The following is a 21,838-nucleotide window of genomic DNA, read 5'->3' as shown; positions in this document are numbered from 1 at the left end:
TTGCCAAACGAATCTGCCCCCGGCAGCCACCCAAGCCGTGTGGGATCCGCCTGGACATGATCAAATGGCGGGAGGAACGGGCGCCGCAGCACCGGCCGGGCGGAAACACGGCGGCCGCAGGGCAGGGATTTCAAGGGAGAGTTCATGGCTATCAACGGCAGCAGGTCCATCCGCGGCGCAGTCCTGGAAACCATTGGCGCCCCGCGCCCCTACGCCCGGTCCCGGCCGGTGGCCGTCCGTGACCTGATGCTCGACGCTCCGGGCCCGGGAGAGATCCTCGTGCGCATAGAAGCTGCCAGCCTGTGCCACTCGGACCTGTCCGTGGTGAACGGCAGCCGGGTCCGGCCGCTGCCCATGCTGTTAGGTCATGAGGCCGCCGGCAGGGTGGAGGAGCTGGGGGAGGGGGTGGAAGACCTGGCCGTGGGCCAACGCGTGGTGATGGCTTTCCTGCCGCGCTGCGGCGAATGTGCCGGTTGCCGCACAGACGGCAAAATGCCGTGCCTTGCGGGTTCGGCGGCCAACAACGCCGGCACCCTGCTCGACGGCGGCATGCGCCTGCACGGCGAAGACGGGGAGGAGGTGCGCCACCACTTGGGGGTCTCCGGCTTCGCCAGCCACGCGGTGGTCAACCGTAAATCCGTGGTTCCCGTGGAGGATGACATCCCCCCGCAGGTGGCAGCCCTGCTGGGCTGCGCCGTGCTTACCGGCGGTGGCGCGGTGCTGAACCCTGCCCGCCCGGGCAAGGACGACGACGTCGCGGTGGTGGGACTCGGCGGCGTCGGCATGGCAGCCCTGCTGACCGCACTTTCCCTGGGGGTCCGCAGTGTGATCGGCATCGACTCCCTGCCGGAGAAACTGGCCCGGGCAAGGGAACTGGGGGCGGACGCCGTCTACACTCCGCAGGAGGCGCTCGACGCCGGGATCCGCCCTGCCCTGGTCATCGAGGCCGCCGGGCACCCCCGTGCGTTTGAAACTGCCGTTCGGATCACCGCAGCCGGCGGCACCACCGTGACGGTGGGGCTGCCTGCTCCGGATCAAACTGCCGAAATTCTGCCGTTGACCCTCACTGCGGAGGCACGCACCATCATCGGCAGCTACCTCGGTTCCGCGGTTCCGGCCCGGGACATCCCCGTTTACGCCCAGCTGTGGCGGGAGGGGAAGCTGCCGGTGGAGGAACTGGTTTCCTCGACCATCACCCTGGATGACATCAATGCCGCCATGGACACCTTGGCGGACGGAAAAGCCATCCGCCAGGTGATCCTGTTCGAGGACCCGGCAGCCCCGGTATCCCGTGGCTAGGCCGCCGCTGCGCGGCTGGGAGCCGGACATCCTCGGAGAGGGCTTCGAGCAGCTCACCCTGGACCTTCCCGGCGGCAACGTTGCGACCCTGGTCCGCTACACGCCGGCCCCGGGAAACGAGGTACTCCCCGCCGGTGTCCGGCAGGTTCCGGAACTGATGCTTTCCGGCGTGGATGCCGGCAGCGAAGGCTTGGATGTCCTGTACGTGCACGGCTGGTCCGATTACTTTTTCCAGACCGAGCTCGCGCGCTATTGGGCTGCGCAGGGGGCCCGGTTCTTCGCCCTGGACCTGCACAACTACGGCCGCAGCCTGCGCCCCGGGCAGGAACCGGGGTATGTGCAAAGCCTCAGCGATTACGACGCGGACCTGGAAGCGGCGCTGGACGCCATGGGCCAGGGTGCAGCGGACGCCCGGCCCCTGCTCCTGCTGGGCCATTCCACCGGTGGCCTCACCTTGTCCACGTGGGCCTACCGTCACCCGGGACGGGCCGCGGCACTGATCCTGAACAGTCCCTGGCTGGAGTTCCAGGCAACGGAACTGGCCCGCCGCATGATCTCCCCGCTGGTCAGCATGCAGGCACAGCGCCGGCCGCGGATGCCGCTGCCTCCGGTGGATCCGGGCATCTACAGCCGGACGGTGTCCGCGGCTTTTAGCGGCGAATGGAACTACAACACACAATGGCGGCCGGTCCGTGGCTTTCCGGTGACCGTGGCGTTCCTCAATGCGGTGTTTTCCGCTCAGGCCACCGTAGCCACCGGGCTGCGGCTGAACGTGCCCGTGCTGGTGCTCCTCTCGGACAAGAGCTACCTGCACCCGCGCTGGTCTGAAGATGCCGAACGATCCGACGTTGCCCTGGATGTGAATGTGGTGGCCCACCGGGCGCTATCGCTGGGCCCCTCGGTCAGCGTGGTGCGGATAGCCAACGCCATGCATGACGTGTTCCTCTCTGCCCCGGTGGTCCGGGCGCAGGCCTACAATGCCATCACTCGGTGGTCCGGCGGGTACCTGCGGGCCCGCGCCTAGTCAATCAACTCGTAGGCGGGAAGGGTAAGGAAATCGGGGTAATCCGCTGACAGGCTGATCGAGCCGATCAGTTTGCTGGCCGGCTCGAAATACCCGGTGTACATCTCCTCTGACACCTCGCCGCGGAGCCGCTCGGTCTCCTCCGCCAAGAGCCGGCTGACCAGGTCCTCGGTCACGGTCTCTCCGGTGTCCTCCAGGACTACGTGGTTCCGGACCTGCTGCCAGACCTGGGAACGGGAAATCTCGGCGGTGGCGGCGTCCTCCATCAAATTGCGGATGGCCACGGCGCCGTTGCCAGAAAGCCAGATGGCCACATAGTTGACGGCCACGTACAGGTTGGAGCGCAGCCCGGCCTCGGTGATCGACCCGCCGGCGGTGCTGACATCGAGCAGGTCCGAGGCGGTAACGGACACGTCTTCGCGCAGCCGGTCCACTTGGTTCGGCTTGTCGCCCAGCACGCCGTCGAAGACCTCCGTGCAGGTGGCCACCAGATCCGGGTGGGCCACCCAGGAACCGTCAAAACCGTCACCGGCCTCCCGGGTCTTGTCCGCCTTCACCTTTTCCAGCGCAGCTGCCGTGGTTTCGGGTTCCCGCCGGTTGGGGATGAAGGCAGCCATGCCGCCCATGGCGAAGGCACCCCGGCGGTGGCAGGTCTTCACCAGCAGCTCGGTGTATGCCCGCATAAACGGTGCCGTCATGGTCACGTCCGCGCGGTCCGGCAGGAGGAAGGACTTCCCGGCGTCGCGGAAGACCTTGATCATGCTGAACAGGTAGTCCCACCGCCCGGCGTTCAGGCCCGAGGCGTGCTCCCGCAGTTCGTAGAGGATTTCCTCCATTTCAAAGGCCGCCGGAATGGTCTCGATCAGCACGGTGGCGCGGACCGACCCCTGCGGCGCGCCCACGTACTCCTCGGCAAAGCCGAAGACATCGTTCCAGAGGCGGGCTTCGAGGTGGCTCTCCATCTTGGGCAGGTAATAGTACGGTCCCTGGCCGTTTTCCAGCAGCTGTTTCGCGTTGGCGAAGAAGTGCAGGCCGAAGTCCACCAGCGCACCCACGGCAGGTTCGCCGTCGATCTGCAGGTGTTTTTCCGGCAGGTGCCAGCCGCGCGGGCGCATCACGACGACGGCGAGCGGAACGTCCGTGCGCAGTGAGTATTCCTTGCCGTCCGGTGAAGTGTAGGAAAGGTCGCCGCGGGCTGCACGGTAAAGGTTCACTTGGGAATCCACCAGGTTGTGCCACGTGGGCGTGCAGGCGTCCTCAAGGTCGGCAAGCCATACCTTGGCCCCCGAATTCAGGGCGTTGATAGCCATCTTGGCGGGGGACGCCGGACCCGTCATTTCCACCCGGCGGTCCTGCAGCGCGGCCGGCGCCTCGGCGACCTTCCAGTCACCGCTGCGGATATCAGCGGTTTCGGAAAGGAAATCCAGCGTTCCGCTGGCCGAGACCTCCCGGCGGCGGACAGCGCGGGCGGCCAGGCGCTCGTCGCGGGTGCTGCGGAAGCGGCGGTGGAGTTCTTCAATGAATTTCAGTGCTTCGGGAGTCAGGATGTGCTCCGCTCCCTCCGCGGGGGAGGAGTCGGTTACTTCAACGGCCATGATGGTTCTCCTGTGAACGGTGCCCCGGCGGAGGGGGAGTGGCGGAAACCAGCGGGAAAACAGGCGGGTGATCCCGGTTACTTCTTCCGTATCGTGGATATTATTGTCTGGTAAATGGAAGTTCAAGGGTGCCGTCACCGCCACTGGGTCATCGCGGCCGTGAGGTGTTCCCGTGCCCGGGCCAGCCGCCCGCGCACCGCCGGCGGGCTGATCCGCAGGGCGGCACCGATCTCCGCATAACTCTGGCCGTGGACCTCGCGCAGCAGCCAGCAGGCCCGCTGGTCCGCCGGCAGCAGGGACAGTGCGCGCCGCAGGGTTTCAAGTTCTGCGGAAACCTCGGCACTGTGGTGCGGATCGGCTCCGCGCCGGGTTGCCCCCGCATCCAGTGCCGCTGCCAGGTGCTCGGTTCCGGGCAGGTCCTGCGGATGCGCAGTGCGGTGGCGGAGTACGTCCAGGCAGCGGTTGGTGGCGGTGCGGTAAACCCAGCCGCCGAACGCCTCGCCCCGGTCCAGTGTGGGCAGCATCCGCCAGCCGGCCGTGAGGGTGTCCTGGACTACGTCCTCGGCGTCGCCGCGGTCCCGCAGCATCCGGTAGGCGAGCCGGAACAGCCGCCCCTGATAGAGGGCCACCAGATATTCGAAGGCTGGGAGGTCGCCGCTCCGGGCCTGCGCCACCAACGCAGCCTCGTCCGGGAGGGAAAGTGCGGTCCCGGCACGGCCGCGGGGAGAATGGTTATGTGCCGCCTGCGGCAGCTCGGATCCTGCCATGGTGTCCCTGTTCCGTCCGGCAGCGACCGGACCATGCCCCGATTTTCCCAGAGGGCGGACCCGGGCGGAACAACACCGTCCCGGGCGGCGGGAAAGATAGCCAAACTTTGGCTTTCGCCGTGACGAATCCGGCCCGCGCACGTCATTAATTCTGTAAGGGACGTGCGCGGTGAGTCCGCGTTGATACGCAGGAGATGATTTCCATGGCAGATCCGTCAAAGACCCCCACGCCGTCAGCGCCGAGTCCGCGGGGCGCGCAGAGCATCGAAAGCGCACAAGGGATGCAGGGAGCACCGGGGCAGGGAGCACAGGGGCAGGGCACACTGAGCACCCCGGAAGCGCCGGCGCCCCCAGACGCCCAGCGCAGGTCGGGGCCGCTGCAGACACCCCGGGGCGACACCACCATTGAGGAAACCGTGGTGCAGAAGCTCGCCGGCATGGCCACCCGAGAGGTGCCCGGGGTGTATGCCATGGGCAATGCGGCGCGCCGGGCCTTCAGTTCCATGACGGAACGGATACCGGGTTCGCAGACAAATGTCAGCAACGGCGTCTCGGTGGAAAAGGGTGAGCGGCAGGCGGCGGTGGACGTCAGCATTGTGGTGGAGTACGGCTACTCCGTAGTGGAGGTCAGCCAGGGCATTCGGCGCAACGTCATCCGGTCCGTGGAAAACGCCACCGGGCTGGAGGTCCTCGAAGTGAACGTCAACGTCACCGACGTGCACCTGCCCGGGGACAACCAGGACGAGGACGACGACAGCCAGGATGCCAAGCCGTCCAAGAGCCTTGAGTAAACAACAACCAAAAGGAGGACTCCATGTCTGCAACGCGGTGGTGTCTGGTAGTCGGGCTGGTGCTGGGAATCGTGCTGGCCTTCGGTGGTTGGGTGCCGTTCCTCATCACGCTCCTGTTCGGCTTGATTGGACTGATGGTGGGGCTGGTGGCGGACGGGAAGGTGGACGTCCAGGGAATGCTCGGTAGAGCGTCGAGCCGATGAGTATGCCCTCGGCGCAGGTGCCGCTGCGGCCGGCCCGGGACATCAATGACCGCGGGGAAACCGTCCTGGCCCGGCGGGTGCTCGAAAAAACCGCCAGCCAGGTGGCCCGGGACGAAACCTTCGCCGGCGGCAGCAGCGGAGGCTTCCTGGGCATAGGCGTACGGGCGGACCTTTCCGCCCGGCCGGATGCCAGCGTCCAGCTGGCCGGCAATATCGCCAGCCTTAAAGTGACGGTGGGACTGCCTTATCCGGTGCCGCTGCGCCAAGCCACGGAACAGTTGCGGCGGCGGATCACCGAACGGGTCACGGCCCTGACCGGGGTGCAGGTGCGGCAGGTGGACATCACGGTGGCCTGGCTCCGTCCGCCGCAATCCGAACCCCGCCGGAGGAAGCTGCAATGAGTGCCAGAATCCATCCGCCGGTGTCCATGCGCCGCCGGCCCAGCCGGTCCGTACCGGCAACGATCACCGCTGTCCTGCTGCTGGCCCTCGGAGTGGCCCTGGTGTGGGCCGCGGTGCTCCGGCTCGTCAACGGAAGCTGGCCGGTGTTCGTCACTGAACCCCTGCGCTGGCTCCGGGAGACCAGCTGGGACAGCACCCAGGGATGGACCGCCGCCGTCATCCTGGGCGTGCTTGGCCTGATCCTGCTGCTGTGCGGCATCATTCCGGGCGAGTACCGCTCCCTGCCGCTGCGGGCCAAGCCGGTGAACATGCCGGGGATGCCGGGAGCGGCGGACACCGGCGGAGTACCGTCGGTCCGGGGCGGCGAAACCGTGGTGATGAGCCGCCGGGCAGTTGCCCGGCTTGCGGCCTCCACATGCGACCACATTGACGGGGTGGCATCAGCTTCCGCCACCGCCTCCGCGCGCCGGGTCCACCTGGACGTCACGACGGCGCTGCACGGCACCTCCGACCTGGAGCACTGGGTGGTGGACGGGGTGCGCTCCCGCCTGGCGGCCACCGGCCTGGACCCCGTGCCGGAGGTTACCGCCAGCATCCGGACCAGGGAGTAGGAAGGGCAGTCCTATGAGAGCACATGCCGGACCAGCGAACCGGACCTGGCTGATTGTCCTGGGGATCATCCTCCTCGCCGCCGGGGTCCTGGCTGCACTGATCGCAGGAGGAGCGCTCAAAGGCACGGCCGCTGCGGACCCGTCGGAACCACTGCTGGCGGACGGGGAAGGTTTCCTCAGCGGGGAGTACGCGCCGTGGGGTGTCCTGCTCGCCGGAGTGGTGCTGGGGCTGCTGGGCCTGTGGTGGCTGCTCGCCCAGATTCCGCGGAACCGGGCGGCGGGAACGTTCCGCCTGCAGGAAGACCCCACGCACGGCATCACGGTGTGCGACCCGCAGATCCTGGCGGCCGCAGCCAACCGTGAAACCGCGGAGCTCCCCGGCGTGGTGGGCTCAACCGTCCGGCTGCGCGGCACAGCCGACGAACCGGACCTGGCCATGAAGGTCACGGTGAACTCGGATGCCGATGTGCAGGGCGTAATCGGCCGGATCCAGCACGAAGTAGTCCCGCACCTGGTTTCCGCGCTGGAAGTGCCGCTGAATACCTTCGGGCTGGAAATTGACGCAAGCGCCAAGGCGGGCGCCCCGGGAGGCGGCGCAGCGGTCAGCTCCCGGGGGACAGTGGTTTATTAGCCGCGGACCGGTGTTCCGGCGTCGGCCAGTCCGGCGTCGGCCAGTCCGGCGCGCTCGCGGGCGACGGCGTCGCGGTGCGCTGCCACCCGTGCCTGGTGCACGGGAGTGCGGCGCAGGAACGCGTACACAATGCCCAGGAGGACAAACCAGATGGGGGTCACCAGCAGGGCCTGCAGCGTGTCCGGCTGGGTGGTAAGGGCCCACAGGAGGAACGCGAAGAACGCGAACACCACGTAAACCATGACGACGCCGCCGGGCATCGGAAACTTCGACGCCGCGTGCAGCTGCGGGCGGCGCTTCCGGTAGACCAGGTAACTGGCCAGGATGATGGACCAGACGAACATAAAGCACAGCGCCGAAATGGTGGTCACCAGGGTGAAGGCCGCGCTCACCGACTCGCCTGCGTACAGCAGGACAACGCCGGCCAGCAGGAAGGTGCAGGAGAAGAACAGTGCGTTCTGGGGGACCTTGCGCCGGGACAGCCGGCCGAACGGCCGGGGGGCGTCGCCGTCGTGCGCCAAACCGAAAACCATGCGCGAAGTGGAATATATCCCCGAGTTCGCCGACGAAGCCGCGGAAGTGAGCACCACAAAGTTCACCACGGCCGCAGCAGTGCCGAGCCCGGCGAGTGTGAACATGCCCACGAACGGGCTCTCGTCGGCGCTGAACTCGTCCCACGGCACCACTGCCATGAGGATGGCCAGGGCGCCTACGTAGAAGAGCAGGATGCGGATCGGAATGGAGTTCACGGCGCGCGGCAGGTTCTTTTCGGGATCCTTGGTTTCGGCGGCGGCGGTGCCCACCAGCTCGATGCCGACAAAAGCGAACACGGCAATCTGGAAGCCGGCAACAAAGCCCATGGGTCCGGTGGGGAAGAACCCGCCGTGCTCCCAGAGGTTCCCGAAGCCGGCCGTCACGCCGTCGCCGTGGGTGAAGCCGGTAAGGATCATCACCAGGCCCACCACAATCAGGGTCAGGATGGCCACAATCTTGACCAGCGCGAACCAGAATTCGGTTTCACCGAAGGCCTTCACCGAGGGCAGGTTCAAGGCCAGCAGCAGCAGGATGCAGGCCAGCGCCGGAATCCACAGTGGGGCGCTGCCCCACCAGAAGGTCACGTAATGGGCAATCGCCACTACGTCGGCAATGCCGGTGACCACCCAGCAGAACCAGTAGGTCCAGCCGGTGAAGAAGCCGGCCCAGGGGCCGAGGAGGTCCGCGGAGAAATCGCTGAAGGACTTGTAGTTGAGGTTCGAGAGCAGCAGTTCACCCATGGCCCGCATCACGAAGAACAGCATGAAGCCGATGATCGCGTAGACGAAGATCACGGACGGGCCGGCCACGGAAATGGTTTTGCCCGAGCCCATGAACAGGCCGGTGCCAATGGCTCCGCCGATGGCCAGCAGCTGGATGTGGCGGCTGGACAGGGAGCGGGCAAGATGCGGCTCGGGGGAGTTGTTTTGCGGCGCGGAAACAGCGCTGTCGCTCGGGGGGCGGGTAATGCGCTCAGACATCAAAATCCTTCTAATAGGCACCCGCCGGCAGCTAACCGCCGTAATCGCCTATGCCGCTCCCCGGGGGGACAGCACCCTGCTGTTGGCGCTGCCGCCGACATTTCAGTTTGAAAGCCGCTTGCTGGCCCCGTCAAATCAAGGGATTGTGACGTTGCAGGTCACAGGGCACATTCGAGGCCGGCTGCTCCCCCGCGCCCGGGTGTGTCGAGGGGTTGAGGCGGTGCAGGCGGCAGGTTAGAGTTTGCTGTGTCACATGCGTGTGACACCTACAAATGAACATGCCTTTATCAGCCGTGGCGGGAGAGTCCTGCCGGATGCACATGAGCATCGCGCCGGGCGCCGTAGGAGCAAACCCTCCCCGGGAATCTCTCAGGCCCCTGTACCGCCAGGGCGAGGCAACTCTGGAAAGCAGTTCCGGCACGGCCGGAACTCACCGACGGTGCAAGCGGAAGTACACCCGCGGAATCTCTCAGGTCCAATACAGAGCGGGGAGGAGCCTTCGTTAGTTGGCGTACCCCCGTCTGCCTTTCCTGGAGCCCCTCATGCCTGTAGATCCGTCCTCCCCTACCCTTGCCGCCGCGTTTGCGGACCGGCATATTGGTGCCCGTGCCGACGCCGTGGAAACCATGCTCAAGGCCGTGGGGTATGACACCCTGGACGGGCTGGCAGACATGGCCGTTCCCGCCGCCATCCGCCAGGGCTTCCCGCTGGTGCTGGATCCGGCAAAATCCGAAGAGGAAACCCTCGCCGCCCTGCGGAAGATCGCCGGGAAGAACAAGACCGCCGTCCAGATGATCGGCCAGGGCTACTACGGCACCCACACTCCGCCGGTGATCCTGCGCAACGTCGTGGAGGACCCCGCCTGGTACACCGCCTACACCCCGTACCAGCCCGAAATCTCCCAGGGCCGCCTTGAAGCGCTGCTGAACTTCCAGACCATGGTCCAGGACCTCACCGGCCTGCCCATCGCCAACGCCTCCCTGCTGGATGAAGCCACCGCCGTGGCCGAAGCCGTGCTGCTGATGCGCCGCTCCAACAAGGCCCACAGCAACGGCGCCATTGTGCTGGACTCCGAAGCCTTCCCGCAGACCATCGCCGTGGTGAAGGGCCGCGCCAAGGCGCTCGGCTTCGACGTCATCGTTAGCGATCTGGCCAACGGACTCCCCGAGGGTGAGCTGGCCGGCGTCGTCCTGCAGCAGCCCGGCGCCTCCGGTGTGGTCCGCAACCAGGCGGCCCTGATTGCCGAAGCCAAGGAACGCGGTGCCCTGGTGACCGTGGCCGCGGATCTGCTGGCCCTGACCCTGATCACCCCTCCCGGTGAGCAGGGCGCGGACATTGCCGTGGGTTCCGTGCAGCGCTTCGGTGTCCCGCTCTTCTTCGGCGGCCCGCACGCCGCCTACATGGCCGTGCGCAAGGGACTGGAACGGTCGCTGCCCGGGCGTCTGGTCGGCGTTTCCAAGGATTCCGCCGGCACCCCCGCCTACCGGCTGGCCCTGCAGACCCGCGAACAGCACATCCGCCGGGAGAAGGCCACGTCCAACATCTGCACCGCGCAGGCGCTGCTGGCCATCGTGGCGTCCATGTACGCCGTCTACCACGGACCCGAAGGCCTGACGGCGATTGCCCGCCGCGCGCACGAGTCCGCTCGGTCCCTGGCCACCGCCCTGCGGGCCGCCGGCGTCGAGCTGCTGCATGAGTCCTTCTTCGACACCGTGACAGCCCGCGTTCCCGGCCGTGCCGCGCAGATCATTGCCGCCGCCGAAGCGAAGGGCATCAACCTGCGTTCAATCGACGCTGACACCGTGGGCATCTCCGCGGATGAGACCACGACGCCGGCCGTCATCGCCGAGGTGGCCGCCGCGTTCGGTGCCTCCCCGGTGGATTCGGCGGACGGCTTCGGGCTGCCCGCGGACCTGCTGCGCACCTCGGAGTTCATGACGCACCCGGTGTTCGCCTCCTACCGCTCCGAAACCCAGATGCTGCGCTACCTGCGCCGCCTTTCGGACCGTGACCTGGCCCTGGACCGGACCATGATCCCGCTGGGCTCCTGCACCATGAAGCTCAACGCCACGGCCGAAATGCAGGCCATGACCTGGCCCGAGTTCGCCTCCATCCATCCCTTCGCCCCGGATTCCCAGACCGAGGGCTGGCGGGAACTGATCGCGGACCTGGAACAGAAGCTGGCCGTCATCACCGGCTACGACACGGTGTCCATCCAGCCCAACGCCGGCTCGCAGGGCGAACTGGCCGGGCTGCTGGCCATCCGCGGCTACCACCACTCCCGCAATGATGAGCAGCGCACCGTCTGCCTCATCCCGGCCTCGGCCCACGGCACCAACGCTGCCTCCGCCGTCCTGGCCGGGATGAAGGTGGTGGTGGTTGCCACCGCCGACGACGGCGCCATCGACCACGCGGACCTGCGCGCCAAGATCGACGCGCACCGGGAGAACCTCGCCGCGATCATGATCACCTACCCCTCCACGCACGGCGTGTTCGACGACGACGTCCGCGACGTTTGCGAGGCCGTGCACGAGGCCGGCGGCCAGGTCTACATTGACGGCGCCAACCTCAACGCCCTGGTCGGGCTGGCCCAGCCGGGCGAATTCGGCGGCGACGTTTCCCACCTGAACCTGCACAAGACGTTCTGCATCCCGCACGGCGGCGGCGGTCCCGGCGTCGGACCCGTGGCAGCCAAGGCCCACCTGGCACCGTTTATGCCCGGCGACGCCGCCACTTGGACCGACGGCGAGGACATCCCCGTCTCGGCGTCGCGCTTCGGCTCCGCCGGCGTGCTGCCCATCTCCTGGGCCTACGTGAACCTCATGGGCGGTGAGGGCCTGACCAGCGCCACAAAGCACGCCCTGCTTGCGGCGAACTATGTGGCCGCCCGCCTGAACGAATACTTCCCGGTGCTCTACACCGGCAAGGGCGGACTGGTGGCGCACGAGTGCATCCTGGACCTGCGCGAACTGACTGCGAAGACCGGCGTCACTGCCGAAGACGTGGCCAAGCGGCTGGTGGACTACGGCTTCCACGCCCCCACCCTGTCCTTCCCGGTGGCCGGCACCCTGATGGTGGAGCCCACCGAGTCCGAGGACCTGGGCGAAATGGACCGGTTCATCGACGCGATGATCGCCATCCGCGCCGAAATCGACCAGGTGGCGGCCGGGGACTTCACCCTCGAGCAGAGCCCGCTGCGCAACGCGCCGCACACCGCCACCGTGGTGGCCGGCAATGAGTGGGACCGCGCCTACCCGCGGGAGCAGGCGGCCTTCCCGCTGCGCAGCCTGCGGACGGACAAGTACTTCCCGCCGGTGGGCCGCATTGACGGTGCCGCCGGGGACCGGAACCTGATCTGCTCCTGCCCGCCCATCGAAGAGTTCGAGAACTAGGGGATACTCCAGTGACTGAGAAATACACCGCGCTCTACGAGGCGCACAAACAGCTGGGCGCCTCCTTCACCGACTTCGGGGGCTGGCAGATGCCCCTCAAGTACAGTTCCGAACTGGCCGAGCATAAGGCCGTGCGCAGCGCCGCCGGCCTGTTCGACCTCTCCCACATGGGCGAGGTGGAGGTCACCGGTCCCGACGCCGGAGCGTTCCTGGACTACGCCCTGGTGGGCAAGCTTTCCGCCGTGAAGCCGGGACGGGCGAAGTACTCGCTGATCACCAACAACGACGGCGGAATCATTGACGACCTGATCAGCTACCGGCTGGCTGAGGACGCCTATCTGGTGGTCCCCAATGCCGGCAACGCGGACACCGTGGCCGCCGAGCTGGCGGCCCGCACCGAAGGCTTCAACGTCACCGTGAAGAACGTGTCCGCCGAGACCTCGCTGGTAGCGGTGCAGGGACCGGCCGCCGAGGCCATCCTGCTGGCCCTGGTTCCGGCCGGGCAGCGCGACGCCGTCACAGGTATGAAGTACTACGCTGCCGATACGGTCACTGTTGCCGCGGGGGAGCGCAGCCTGGACCTGCTGGTGGCCCGCACCGGGTACACCGGCGAGGACGGGTTTGAGATCTACGTCCCCAACGACGACGCCGCGGCCCTCTGGGAAGCGCTGCTTGCCGCCGGCTCGGACTCGGGCTTGGTTCCGGCAGGTCTGGCCTGCCGCGATTCCCTCCGCCTGGAGGCCGGTATGCCGCTGTACGGCAACGAGCTCACCCTCGACACCGATCCCTACGCGGCTGGCCTCGGCCCCGTGGTCGCCCTTTCCAAGGACGGTGACTTCGTGGGCCGTGCAGCCCTCGAAGCCCGCAAGGAAGCCGGTCCGGCCCGCACCCTGGTGGGTCTGAAGGGTTCCGGCCGCCGGTCGGCCCGCAGCTCCTATCCGGTCCTGAAGGACGGCAACGTTATCGGTGAAGTCACGTCCGGCGCCCCCAGCCCCACACTCGGCTACCCTGTCGCCCTGGCCTACGTCGACGCCGCCCATTCAGCCCCCGGCACACTCCTAGACGTCGACCTCCGCGGCAAGCCTGAATCCTTCACGGTGGTGGAGCTTCCGTTCTATAAGCGCGAGAAGCGGTAAGGCGAGACACGTTGGTGGTACGGCATTCGTGTAGCCCCGCATCGCCGAGCGAGGAACGAGCGAGGTGTCTAAGGGGCGGCGAATGCCGCCCCGCGGGCACTCGGAACCTAGACTTTGAACCAGACACGATCAACCTTTCGAGAGGCCCAAGATGAGCAAAGTAAACGCAGGACTCCGCTACTCCGCCGAACACGAGTGGGTCGACTCCTCCAGCCCCATCCGCGTCGGCATCTCCGCCGTCGCCGCTGATGCCCTCGGCGACGTGGTCTACGTTGACCTGCCCGCCGTCGGCGATACGGTCACAGCCGGCGAAACCTGCGGCGAGGTTGAGTCCACCAAGTCCGTCTCGGACCTCTACGCCCCGGTTTCGGGCGAGATCGTGGAGATCAACCAGGAAGCCATCGACAACCCGGCCCTGCTCAATGAGGACCCGTACGGCGCCGGCTGGCTGTTCACCGTCAACGCCACGGCCGAGGGTGAACTGCTCAGTGCCGAGGAGTACGCAGAGAAGAACGGCGGCGAACTATGAGCGATTTCCTCAACTCGTCCCTAGGGGACGTTGATCCCGAGGTAGCCGAGCAGATCGACAACGAGCGGCGCCGGCAGCAGCAGGGGCTGGAAATGATTGCCTCCGAGAACCACACCGCGGTGGCCGTCATGGAGGCGCAGGGCTCGGTGCTGACCAACAAGTACGCCGAGGGTTACCCGGGACGCCGCTACTACGGCGGCTGCGAATACGTGGACGTCATTGAGCAGCTGGCCATTGACCGCGCCAAGGAGCTCTTCGGAGCCAACTTCGCCAACGTGCAGCCGCATTCCGGCGCGCAGGCCAACGCCTCGGTGATGCACGCCCTGATCCGGCCCGGCGACACCATCCTGGGCCTGTCCCTGGCGCACGGCGGGCACCTGACCCACGGCATGAAGATCAACTTTTCCGGCCGGCTCTACAACGTGGTGCCGTACAACGTCTCGGAGACGGACCACCGCGTGGACATGGCCGAGGTGGAAGCACTGGCCAAGGAGCATCAGCCCAAGCTGATCGTGGCCGGCTGGTCCGCCTACGCGCGCCAGTTGGACTTCGCCGAGTTCCGCCGCATCGCGGACGAGGTGGGCGCCTACCTGATGGTGGACATGGCGCACTTCGCCGGCCTGGTGGCCGCGGGCCTGCACCCGAGCCCGGTGCCGCACGCGCACGTTGTCACTACCACCACGCACAAGACCCTCGCCGGTCCGCGCGGCGGCATCATCCTCTCCAACGACGCCGACATCGCCAAGAAGATCAACTCTGCTGTCTTCCCCGGCCAGCAGGGCGGCCCGCTGGAACACGTCATCGCCGGCAAGGCCACGGCCTTCAAGATCGCCGCCACCCCTGAGTTCCGCGAACGGCAGGAGCGCACGCTGGCCGGCGCTCGGATACTCGCCGAACGCCTGCTGGCCGACGACGTCGCCGCCGCGGGGATTTCTGTCGTCTCGGGCGGAACCGACGTGCACCTGGTGCTCGTAGACCTGCGCAACGCCGAGCTCAACGGGCAGGAGGCCGAAGACCGGCTGGCCCAGATCGACATCACCGTGAACCGCAATGCCGTGCCTTTCGACCCGCGCCCGCCCATGGTCACCTCCGGCCTGCGGATCGGCACCCCGGCACTGGCCACCCGCGGTTTCGGCGAGGACGCGTTCCGCGAGGTAGCCGACATCATCGCCTCTGCACTGGTCGCCGGACCGGAGCAGGACCTGGCACCGCTGCGCGAACGGGTTACGGCCCTGGCGCAGTCCCACCCGCTGTACCCCGGCCTGGCGGACCTTTCCGCAGCACCGGCTGCAGCACACCGTTAGGAAATACCCCTTGGCTGTTGGCGTTTTTGACCTGTTCACCGTGGGCATTGGCCCCTCGAGCTCACACACCGTGGGTCCGATGCGTGCCGCTGCCGTGTTCGCGGAGGAACTGGTTGCCGCCGGCATCCTGTCCGCCGTGGCCGGCCTCCGCGTAGACCTGTACGGGTCCCTCGCGGCGACCGGCCGCGGCCACGGCACCATGACCGCCGTCCTGCTGGGGCTGGAAGGATTCGCTCCGGAACTGATCCTGCCCGAACAGGTGGAGGACCGGCTGGCGGACATCCAGACCACCCGGAAGCTTCAGCTGTGCGCCCAGGTTCCCGGCGCCGTCGCCCGCCCGCTGGAATACGGCGAGGCGGACATTGTGCTGCACCCGTTGACCGTGCTGCCCCGGCACACCAACGGCATGAAGTTCGCGGCGCTGGACGCCGACGGCGCGGTGCTCCGGGACGCGACCTTCTTCTCCGTAGGCGGCGGCTTTATTGTCCGCGACGGCGAGGAGCGGGCCGACGCCATGGAACTGGAGGCCAGCAAATCCGAGCTGCCCTATCCGTTCCGCACCGCGGCCGAACTGCTGCGGCACTGCACCGGCACCGGGTTGAGCATCAGCGAGGTGATGCTGGCCAACGAGCGCGCGGCCCGGTCCGAGGCGGACATCCGCGCCGGCCTGCTGCACATCCGCGACGTGATGGAGGAATGCAAGAATTCCGCCATCCGGCGCGAGGGGCTGCTGCCCGGCGGGCTGAAGGTCCGCCGCAGGGCCCCGGCCTGGCACACCCGGCTGCGGGCCGAGGATCCGAACCGGGATCCGAAGTTCTGGCAGGAATGGGTGAACCTGGTGGCGCTGGCCGTTAACGAGGAAAACGCTTCCGGCGGGCGGGTGGTCACCGCGCCCACCAACGGTGCCGCCGGGATCATTCCGGCCGTGATGTTCTACGCCACCCACTACGGCCCCGGCATGGAAAACGCCACGCAGGAGCAGAAAGACGACGTTGTGGTCCGGTTCCTGCTGGCAGCCGGTGCCGTGGGCGTGCTCTACAAGGAGCAGGCCTCCATTTCCGGCGCCGAGGTGGGCTGCCAGGGTGAGGTGGGGTCGGCGTCGTCCATGGCCGCAGCCGGACTGGCGGAAATCCTGGGCGGCACCCCGGAGCAGGTGGAAAACGCCGCCGAGATTGCGATGGAACACAACCTGGGCCTCACCTGCGATCCCATCGGCGGGCTCGTGCAGGTGCCCTGCATCGAACGCAACGCGATTGGTGCCGCCAAGGCCGTCAACGCGGCGAAAATGGCCCTGTGGGGCGACGGCGACCACCGCGTTTCCCTGGACGAGGTCATCGTGACCATGCGTGAAACCGGCCGCGACATGAGCTCGAAATACAAGGAAACCGCGCTCGGCGGCTTGGCCGTGAATGTGGTGGAATGCTGATTCCGTCCCCGTAACGGGTTGAGGCTCCGCCGTCCGGGTGCTAAACCGTAAGTACACTTACTGTTGGTTCACCGGAAGGAACGCATCATGGCGGAACGCGGCAACAGCACTCACGGGCGCCGGCTCGATGACGAAATGAAGTCTGAGACCTCCGGGTTGACCCGAAACACCCATCCGGACCATGTGGCGGAGTGGCGCCAGCCCGAGCCAATGCCCGACGACACGGATTCCGAGGACGTGCTGGCTGCCCTGGACCCGAACGGCACCGCACCCGCCGGTGGGGCAGCAGTGGCCTTTACCAGCGAAGCAACGGAGGCCGAGGATGCCTAAGACCGGCAAGAACGGCTCGCCGACCCGGAAGGCCCGGCAGGGCTAGGGGCCGAACCAGCCGGGGCCGGCGGCCGGGGACTTAGCCGCGGCCGCCGAACGGCATCCCGGCGGCGGTCAGCACCAGCGAGCGGACGTTCGCCGACGCCGGGGCAGAGGCCATGAACAGCACGGCCGCTGCGGCTTCCTCCGCCGGGAAGCACGGCTCCTGCGCCCGGGTACCGTTGGCCTGCAGCGCGCCCTGGCCGCCGCCGATTCCGCTGAGCAGTTCCGTAGCGGCATTGCCGATGTCAATCTGCCCGCAGGTGATGCCGAAGGGGCGTCCGTCCAGGTCAATGGACTTGGTCAGCCCGGTCACCGCGTGCTTGGTGGCCGTATAGGCGGCCGACAGCGGGCGGGGCGTGTGCGCCGAAATGGACCCGTTGTTGATGATCCGGCCGCCCTGCGGGGACTGTGCCTTCATGTGCCGCACCGCAACGGCGGTGCACAGCATGGTGCCGGTGACATTGACCGCCAGCGTCCGGTTCCAGTCCTCAAGGCTGAGTTCGTCAATGCTCCCGGTGGGGCCGAAGGTCCCCGCGTTGTTGAACAGCACGTCCACCCTTCCGAACGCCCCGACGGCCGCGGCGAAAAGCCGTTCGACGTCGTCGGGCACCGTAACGTCGGTGGGTACCACGAGGGCCCGGGGAGATCCGTCCGCGGTTTCGCGCAGCTCCGTTTCGCGGCGGCCCGCCAGCACCACCTGGAAGCCGTCGGCCAGGAAGGCCCTCGCGGCGGCACGGCCAATGCCGGAGCCGGCACCGGTGACCACCGCAGTGCGGGGCGGGGCGGCGTCGTACGGCTGCGTGGGCAGGGGATTCGTGTCCATCCTCCGATTCTGCCTTGCCGTCCCCGCCGGCCGCACCGTTTCCCCGAACCGGTCGGTTCGCTTCGACTGCCGCGGAGGTTGGCGGCGGACGCAGCCGATTCCCGGCGGGGTCTGGTGGGCGGTGCGCTGCCGCCCTACGATACCAAGGACAGTCTCGGTGGTTCCTGGCAGCGCACTACCCCCAACAGCGGATCGGGATCATTCCATGTCGACCATGAAGTACACCGCGGAACCGGATGGAACGTTCGTTGCCCCCCGGGTCGTGCCGGTATCCAAGGGCCGAATTGTCGTCAGCTGGATCACCTCAACGGACCACAAGACCATCGGCTACATGTACCTGATAGCGTCCTTTGTCTTCTTCTCGCTGGCCGGTGTGATGGCCCTGATCATCCGGGCGGAACTTTTCGAACCCGGGATGCAGATCCTGCAAACGCGGGAACAGTACAACCAGCTGTTCACCATGCACGGCACCGCCATGCTGCTGATGTTCGCCACCCCGCTCTTCGCCGGGTTCGCCAACGTGATCATGCCCCTGCAGATCGGGGCGCCGGACGTCGCGTTCCCGCGGCTGAATGCCTTGGCGTTCTGGTTCTTCCTGTTCGGGTCCTCCGTGGCGATGGCGGGGTTCCTCCTGCCCCAAGGTCCCGCCTCCTACGGCTGGACTGCCTATACGCCGTTGTCCAGCACTGAATTCAGCCCCGGTGTGGGCGGAGACCTCTGGGTCTTCGGACTGGCGCTGTCCGGTTTCGGCACCATTCTGGGCTCGGTCAATTTCGTCACCACCATCACCTGCCTGCGTGCCCCGGGGATGACGATGTGGCGGATGCCCATTTTCACCTGGAACACCCTGGTCACCTCGATCCTGGTGCTGATGGCCTTCCCGCCCCTGGCGGCGGCCCTGTTCGCCCTCGGTGCGGACCGCCGGTTCGGCGCGGACATCTTCAACCCGGAGCGCGGCGGGTCCATCCTCTGGCAGCACCTGTTCTGGTTCTTCGGCCATCCCGAGGTGTACATCATTGCCCTGCCGTTCTTCGGGATCATTTCCGAAATACTGCCGGTCTTCAGCCGGAAGGCCATCTTCGGGTATAAGGGACTGGTATTTGCCACCATCGCCATCGGCGCCCTGTCCATGACCGTCTGGGCGCACCACATGTATGTGACCGGGTCGGTGCTGCTGCCGTTCTTCGCCTTTATGACCATGCTGATTGCGGTGCCGACGGGGGTGAAGTTCTTCAACTGGATCGGCACGATGTGGCGGGGATCCGTAACGTTTGAGACGCCCATGCTGTGGAGCATCGGCTTCCTGATCACCTTCCTGTTCGGCGGGCTGACCGGCGTCATCCTGTCCTCCCCGCCCCTGGACTTCCACGTGTCGGACACCTACTTCGTGGTGGCGCATTTCCACTACGTGGTCTTTGGAACTGTGGTGTTCGCAATGTTTGCGGGCTTCTATTTCTGGTGGCCAAAATGGACCGGAAAGATGCTTAACGAGCGGCTCGGGAAGCTGCATTTCTGGCTGCTTTTCCTCGGCTTCCACACCACGTTCCTGATCCAGCATTGGTTGGGCGTGCTCGGAATGCCGCGCCGTTATGCAGACTATTTGGTGGAGGACAATTTCACCGGAATGAACCAGCTCTCCACTATCGGGGCGGGCATTCTGGCGCTGTCCATGATTCCGTTCTTCTGGAATGTGTACATCACCTGGCGGCACGGCAAGAAGGTGGAAGTGGATGATCCGTGGGGCTTCGGCGGATCGCTGGAGTGGGCCACATCCTGCCCGCCGCCGCGCCACAACTTCACCTCCCTGCCCCGCATCCGCTCCGAGCGGCCGGCTCTGGACCTGCATCATCCGGAATTGATGGCCCGCGCGAACAGCGCCGCGAATTCCCCGGCGGAGAAACTCTTCGGTGCCGCCGACATGGGGAGCGAAGAGCCGCAGAATCCCGATCCGCGGCAATAGGTCGGCGGCTCCACGCAGCACCGCACCGCCCGCCGCCGCGGCTCCCGCTCCTCACGGACGGGAACCGCGGCGGCTGCTGTGTCTAAGATGCGCCTGAACCGTTGACCCTGCGCACAGCCCGGGCCTAGTGTCGGACCCATCCTCACCGCGTACATGCGCCCGGGGCAGCCCCCGGGAACACCAAACGGCGGAGGGCAAACGGTGTGGAAACAAAAACAAGGGAGTTTTTGTGAAGACGCAGGTAGCCGCATTCCAACAGCCGCTCGAACCCATCGCCGGATCCCTGGCCCTGTCCGCAATCCTTGCAGCGCTGCCCCTGCTCCTGTTATTCGTGATGCTGGGCGTGTTCCGGATGAAGGCCTACCAGGCGGCCCTGATCAGCCTGGTGCTCTCCATCCTCCTAGCCATCCTCGGCTGGCGGATGCCCGTGGGGCAGGTCCTCTCCGCCACCGGGCTTGGCGCGTTCTACGCCGTCTTCCCCATCCTCTGGATCCTGATCAACGCCCTGTGGATCTACAAACTCACCGTAGCCACGCCCTGGTTCGAGGTGCTGGGCCGCACCATCCGGTCGATCTCCGATGACCTGCGCATCCTCTCCATCCTGATCGCTTTCTGCTTCGGCGCCCTGCTGGAATCCTTGGCCGGATTCGGTGCTCCGGTGGCCATTGCTTCGGCCATGCTGATGGCTGCCGGCATGAAGCCGCTCAAATCCGCCGTCGTGGCGCTGCTGGCCAATACGGCGCCGGTGGCCTTCGGTGCCATGGCGGCACCTATCATCGCCCTGAACGGCGTCACCGGCATCCCGCTGCAGGAACTGTCCTCCATGACCGGCCGGCAAACACCCTTTATAGCGCTGGTGGTTCCGCTGATCCTGGTTTTCCTGGTGGACGGCAAACGCGGGGTGCGGCAGACCTGGCCGGTGGCCCTGGTGGCCGGGGCGGCCTTCGGGCTGTCCCAGTTCGTGGCGTCCAACTTCTTCATTGTGGAACTCACCGATGTGGTGGCCGCCGTGGTCACCGTGGTGGCCGTGCTGCTGATGCTGCGGGTCTGGCAACCGGTGGAAATCATCGGAATGACCGGGGAAACCCGGGAAGCGGAGGAGGCCGGGGAGCGCGTAGCCGAAACCGCCGGCGCGGATACTCTCACCGGACCCGGCCGCAGCGACCCTCTGGCCGCGGGAGCGACGGGGGCCCCGGGCACCGGGGGAGCCACCGCCGTCGGCGACGGCGGCCGCGTCCCCAAAGAAGACGGCGGGGCGCGCGGCAGCGGTGATACCGGTGCATCCGCGGGGACCGGCCGGCCTTCCGGGCATGACGTGTGGATGGCGGTTGCCCCCTACCTGGTCATTATTGCCGTGTTCTCCCTGGCCCAGGTCCCCGGCATCAAAACCTGGCTGACCAGCATCGGCAGCACCACGTTCTCCTGGCCGGGCCTGGACGTCACCGGTTCCAACGGCAAACCCGTGGCCGCCCAGACCCTGCGCTTCGACCACATCCGCGCCACCGGAACCCTGCTGCTTTTCTCCGGCATCATCACCATGATCCTGTACCGGATTACGCCACGGCGCGGGGTCCGGGTGTACGGCGAGACCCTGGTGCAGTTGCGCTGGACCATCCTGACCGTCTGCGCCGTCCTGGCCCTGTCCTTTGTAATGAACCTGTCCGGGCAGACCACCACCTTGGGGGTCGCACTGGCCTCCGCCGGCGGCTTCTTCGCCATCCTGTCCCCGCTGCTCGGGTGGATCGGCGTGGCACTGACGGGCTCCGACACCTCCTCCAACTCCCTCTTCGGTGCCCTGCAGGTGGCGGCGGCGAATGAAACCGGACTCTCACCCACGCTGATGGCCGCCGCCAACTCCTCCGCCGGCGTGATGGGCAAGATGCTCTCGCTGCAGAACCTGGCCATTGCCGCCGCCGCCGTGGGCCTGAACGGCGCCGAATCCACGCTGCTGCGCAAGCTCATTGGCTGGAGCCTTGGCCTGCTCGCGTTCCTCACCCTGCTGATCTGGCTGCAGTCCACCTCGATCCTGGGCTGGATGGTGCCCTGAGCGCCCCGACCGC

Annotated in this window: 19 protein-coding genes and 1 riboswitch; of the genes, 15 read left to right on the top strand and 4 right to left on the bottom strand. The window is 67.0% G+C overall.

The features are described from left to right. The first annotated feature begins 144 nt into the window (after positions 1-144). Positions 145-1,299 (top strand): alcohol dehydrogenase catalytic domain-containing protein, encoded by a 1,155-nt coding sequence (locus tag QNO06_RS16195; protein WP_227912115.1) that lies wholly within the window; start codon positions 145-147, stop codon positions 1,297-1,299. Next, complete coding sequence (locus QNO06_RS16190; RefSeq protein ID WP_227912113.1) at positions 1,292-2,323, top strand: alpha/beta hydrolase; 1,032 nt, start codon at positions 1,292-1,294, stop codon at positions 2,321-2,323. Before QNO06_RS16195 ends, QNO06_RS16190 begins: the two co-directional genes overlap by 8 nt. Here the strand turns inward: QNO06_RS16190 and aceB are convergent. Both aceB and QNO06_RS16180 read right to left on the bottom strand, forming a co-directional pair. Continuing rightward, positions 2,320-3,918, bottom strand: coding sequence for a malate synthase A (gene aceB / locus QNO06_RS16185; RefSeq protein ID WP_227912110.1), 1,599 nt, complete (start codon positions 3,916-3,918; stop codon positions 2,320-2,322). The genes QNO06_RS16190 and aceB overlap by 4 nt on opposite strands. A 134-nt stretch (positions 3,919-4,052) precedes the next feature. Beyond that, on the bottom strand, positions 4,053-4,685 hold the full coding sequence (locus tag QNO06_RS16180; RefSeq protein ID WP_227912109.1) for an RNA polymerase sigma factor: 633 nt from the start codon (positions 4,683-4,685) through the stop codon (positions 4,053-4,055). Between the two features lie 203 nt (positions 4,686-4,888). On the opposite strand from QNO06_RS16180, the gene QNO06_RS16175 reads away from it, so the two are divergent. The 5 genes from QNO06_RS16175 to QNO06_RS16155 are packed head-to-tail and all read left to right on the top strand — an operon-like array spanning position 4,889 to position 7,322. Then, positions 4,889-5,476, top strand: coding sequence for an Asp23/Gls24 family envelope stress response protein (locus tag QNO06_RS16175; RefSeq protein WP_227912107.1), 588 nt, complete (start codon positions 4,889-4,891; stop codon positions 5,474-5,476). 23 nt (positions 5,477-5,499) lie between these two features. Next, positions 5,500-5,679 (top strand): hypothetical protein, encoded by a 180-nt coding sequence (locus QNO06_RS16170; protein ID WP_227912106.1) that lies wholly within the window; start codon positions 5,500-5,502, stop codon positions 5,677-5,679. Continuing rightward, positions 5,676-6,080: an Asp23/Gls24 family envelope stress response protein gene (locus tag QNO06_RS16165; RefSeq protein WP_227912104.1), complete on the top strand. Its 405-nt coding sequence runs from the start codon at positions 5,676-5,678 to the stop codon at positions 6,078-6,080. Before QNO06_RS16170 ends, QNO06_RS16165 begins: the two co-directional genes overlap by 4 nt. Next, positions 6,077-6,691: a DUF6286 domain-containing protein gene (locus QNO06_RS16160; RefSeq protein WP_227912103.1), complete on the top strand. Its 615-nt coding sequence runs from the start codon at positions 6,077-6,079 to the stop codon at positions 6,689-6,691. Before QNO06_RS16165 ends, QNO06_RS16160 begins: the two co-directional genes overlap by 4 nt. A gap of 13 nt (positions 6,692-6,704) precedes the next feature. Next, positions 6,705-7,322 carry an alkaline shock response membrane anchor protein AmaP gene (locus QNO06_RS16155; RefSeq protein WP_227912100.1) on the top strand — a complete coding sequence of 206 codons (618 nt, stop codon included), beginning with the start codon at positions 6,705-6,707 and terminating at the stop codon, positions 7,320-7,322. Here the strand turns inward: QNO06_RS16155 and cycA are convergent. Beyond that, entirely contained in the window at positions 7,319-8,836 is a 1,518-nt protein-coding gene (gene cycA / locus QNO06_RS16150; RefSeq protein WP_227912099.1) for a D-serine/D-alanine/glycine transporter, read from the bottom strand. The two genes, QNO06_RS16155 and cycA, sit on opposite strands and share 4 nt — an antisense overlap. 287 nt (positions 8,837-9,123) lie before the next feature. Beyond that, positions 9,124-9,231: riboswitch (glycine riboswitch) on the top strand. 147 nt (positions 9,232-9,378) lie between these two features. Here cycA and gcvP point away from each other — a divergent pair. The 6 genes from gcvP to QNO06_RS16120 all read left to right on the top strand — a co-directional run bounded on the left by gcvP (position 9,379) and on the right by QNO06_RS16120 (position 16,953). Beyond that, complete coding sequence (gene gcvP, locus QNO06_RS16145; protein ID WP_227912096.1) at positions 9,379-12,228, top strand: aminomethyl-transferring glycine dehydrogenase; 2,850 nt, start codon at positions 9,379-9,381, stop codon at positions 12,226-12,228. 11 nt (positions 12,229-12,239) lie between these two features. Next, positions 12,240-13,364: a glycine cleavage system aminomethyltransferase GcvT gene (gene gcvT, locus QNO06_RS16140; protein WP_227912094.1), complete on the top strand. Its 1,125-nt coding sequence runs from the start codon at positions 12,240-12,242 to the stop codon at positions 13,362-13,364. Between the two features lie 151 nt (positions 13,365-13,515). Next, positions 13,516-13,893 carry a glycine cleavage system protein GcvH gene (gene gcvH, locus QNO06_RS16135; protein WP_227912093.1) on the top strand — a complete coding sequence of 126 codons (378 nt, stop codon included), beginning with the start codon at positions 13,516-13,518 and terminating at the stop codon, positions 13,891-13,893. Beyond that, on the top strand, positions 13,890-15,197 hold the full coding sequence (glyA, locus tag QNO06_RS16130) for a serine hydroxymethyltransferase (protein WP_227912091.1): 1,308 nt from the start codon (positions 13,890-13,892) through the stop codon (positions 15,195-15,197). Before gcvH ends, glyA begins: the two co-directional genes overlap by 4 nt. Positions 15,198-15,207: 10 nt before the next feature. After that, entirely contained in the window at positions 15,208-16,623 is a 1,416-nt protein-coding gene (locus tag QNO06_RS16125) for an L-serine ammonia-lyase (RefSeq protein WP_227912090.1), read from the top strand. 87 nt (positions 16,624-16,710) lie between these two features. Beyond that, positions 16,711-16,953, top strand: a complete 243-nt coding sequence (locus QNO06_RS16120; RefSeq protein ID WP_227912088.1) for a hypothetical protein — start codon at positions 16,711-16,713, stop codon at positions 16,951-16,953. Positions 16,954-17,032: 79 nt separating this feature from the next. On the opposite strand, the gene QNO06_RS16115 is transcribed toward QNO06_RS16120, so the two are convergent. Beyond that, positions 17,033-17,818: an SDR family oxidoreductase gene (locus QNO06_RS16115; protein ID WP_227912086.1), complete on the bottom strand. Its 786-nt coding sequence runs from the start codon at positions 17,816-17,818 to the stop codon at positions 17,033-17,035. 205 nt (positions 17,819-18,023) lie between these two features. Here QNO06_RS16115 and ctaD point away from each other — a divergent pair, with 205 nt between their 5' ends. Together ctaD and QNO06_RS16105 are read left to right on the top strand one after the other, a co-directional pair. Next, entirely contained in the window at positions 18,024-19,778 is a 1,755-nt protein-coding gene (ctaD, locus tag QNO06_RS16110) for an aa3-type cytochrome oxidase subunit I (RefSeq protein WP_227912085.1), read from the top strand. A gap of 229 nt (positions 19,779-20,007) precedes the next feature. Next, entirely contained in the window at positions 20,008-21,825 is a 1,818-nt protein-coding gene (locus QNO06_RS16105) for an L-lactate permease (protein WP_227912083.1), read from the top strand. Positions 21,826-21,838 lie beyond the last annotated feature (13 nt).

Source organism: Arthrobacter sp. zg-Y20 (genome assembly GCF_030142075.1).
Lineage (GTDB): Bacteria > Actinomycetota > Actinomycetes > Actinomycetales > Micrococcaceae > Arthrobacter_B.
The sequence above is the reverse complement of the archived record's forward strand: the minus strand, read 5'-3'. Positions and strand labels throughout refer to the sequence as shown.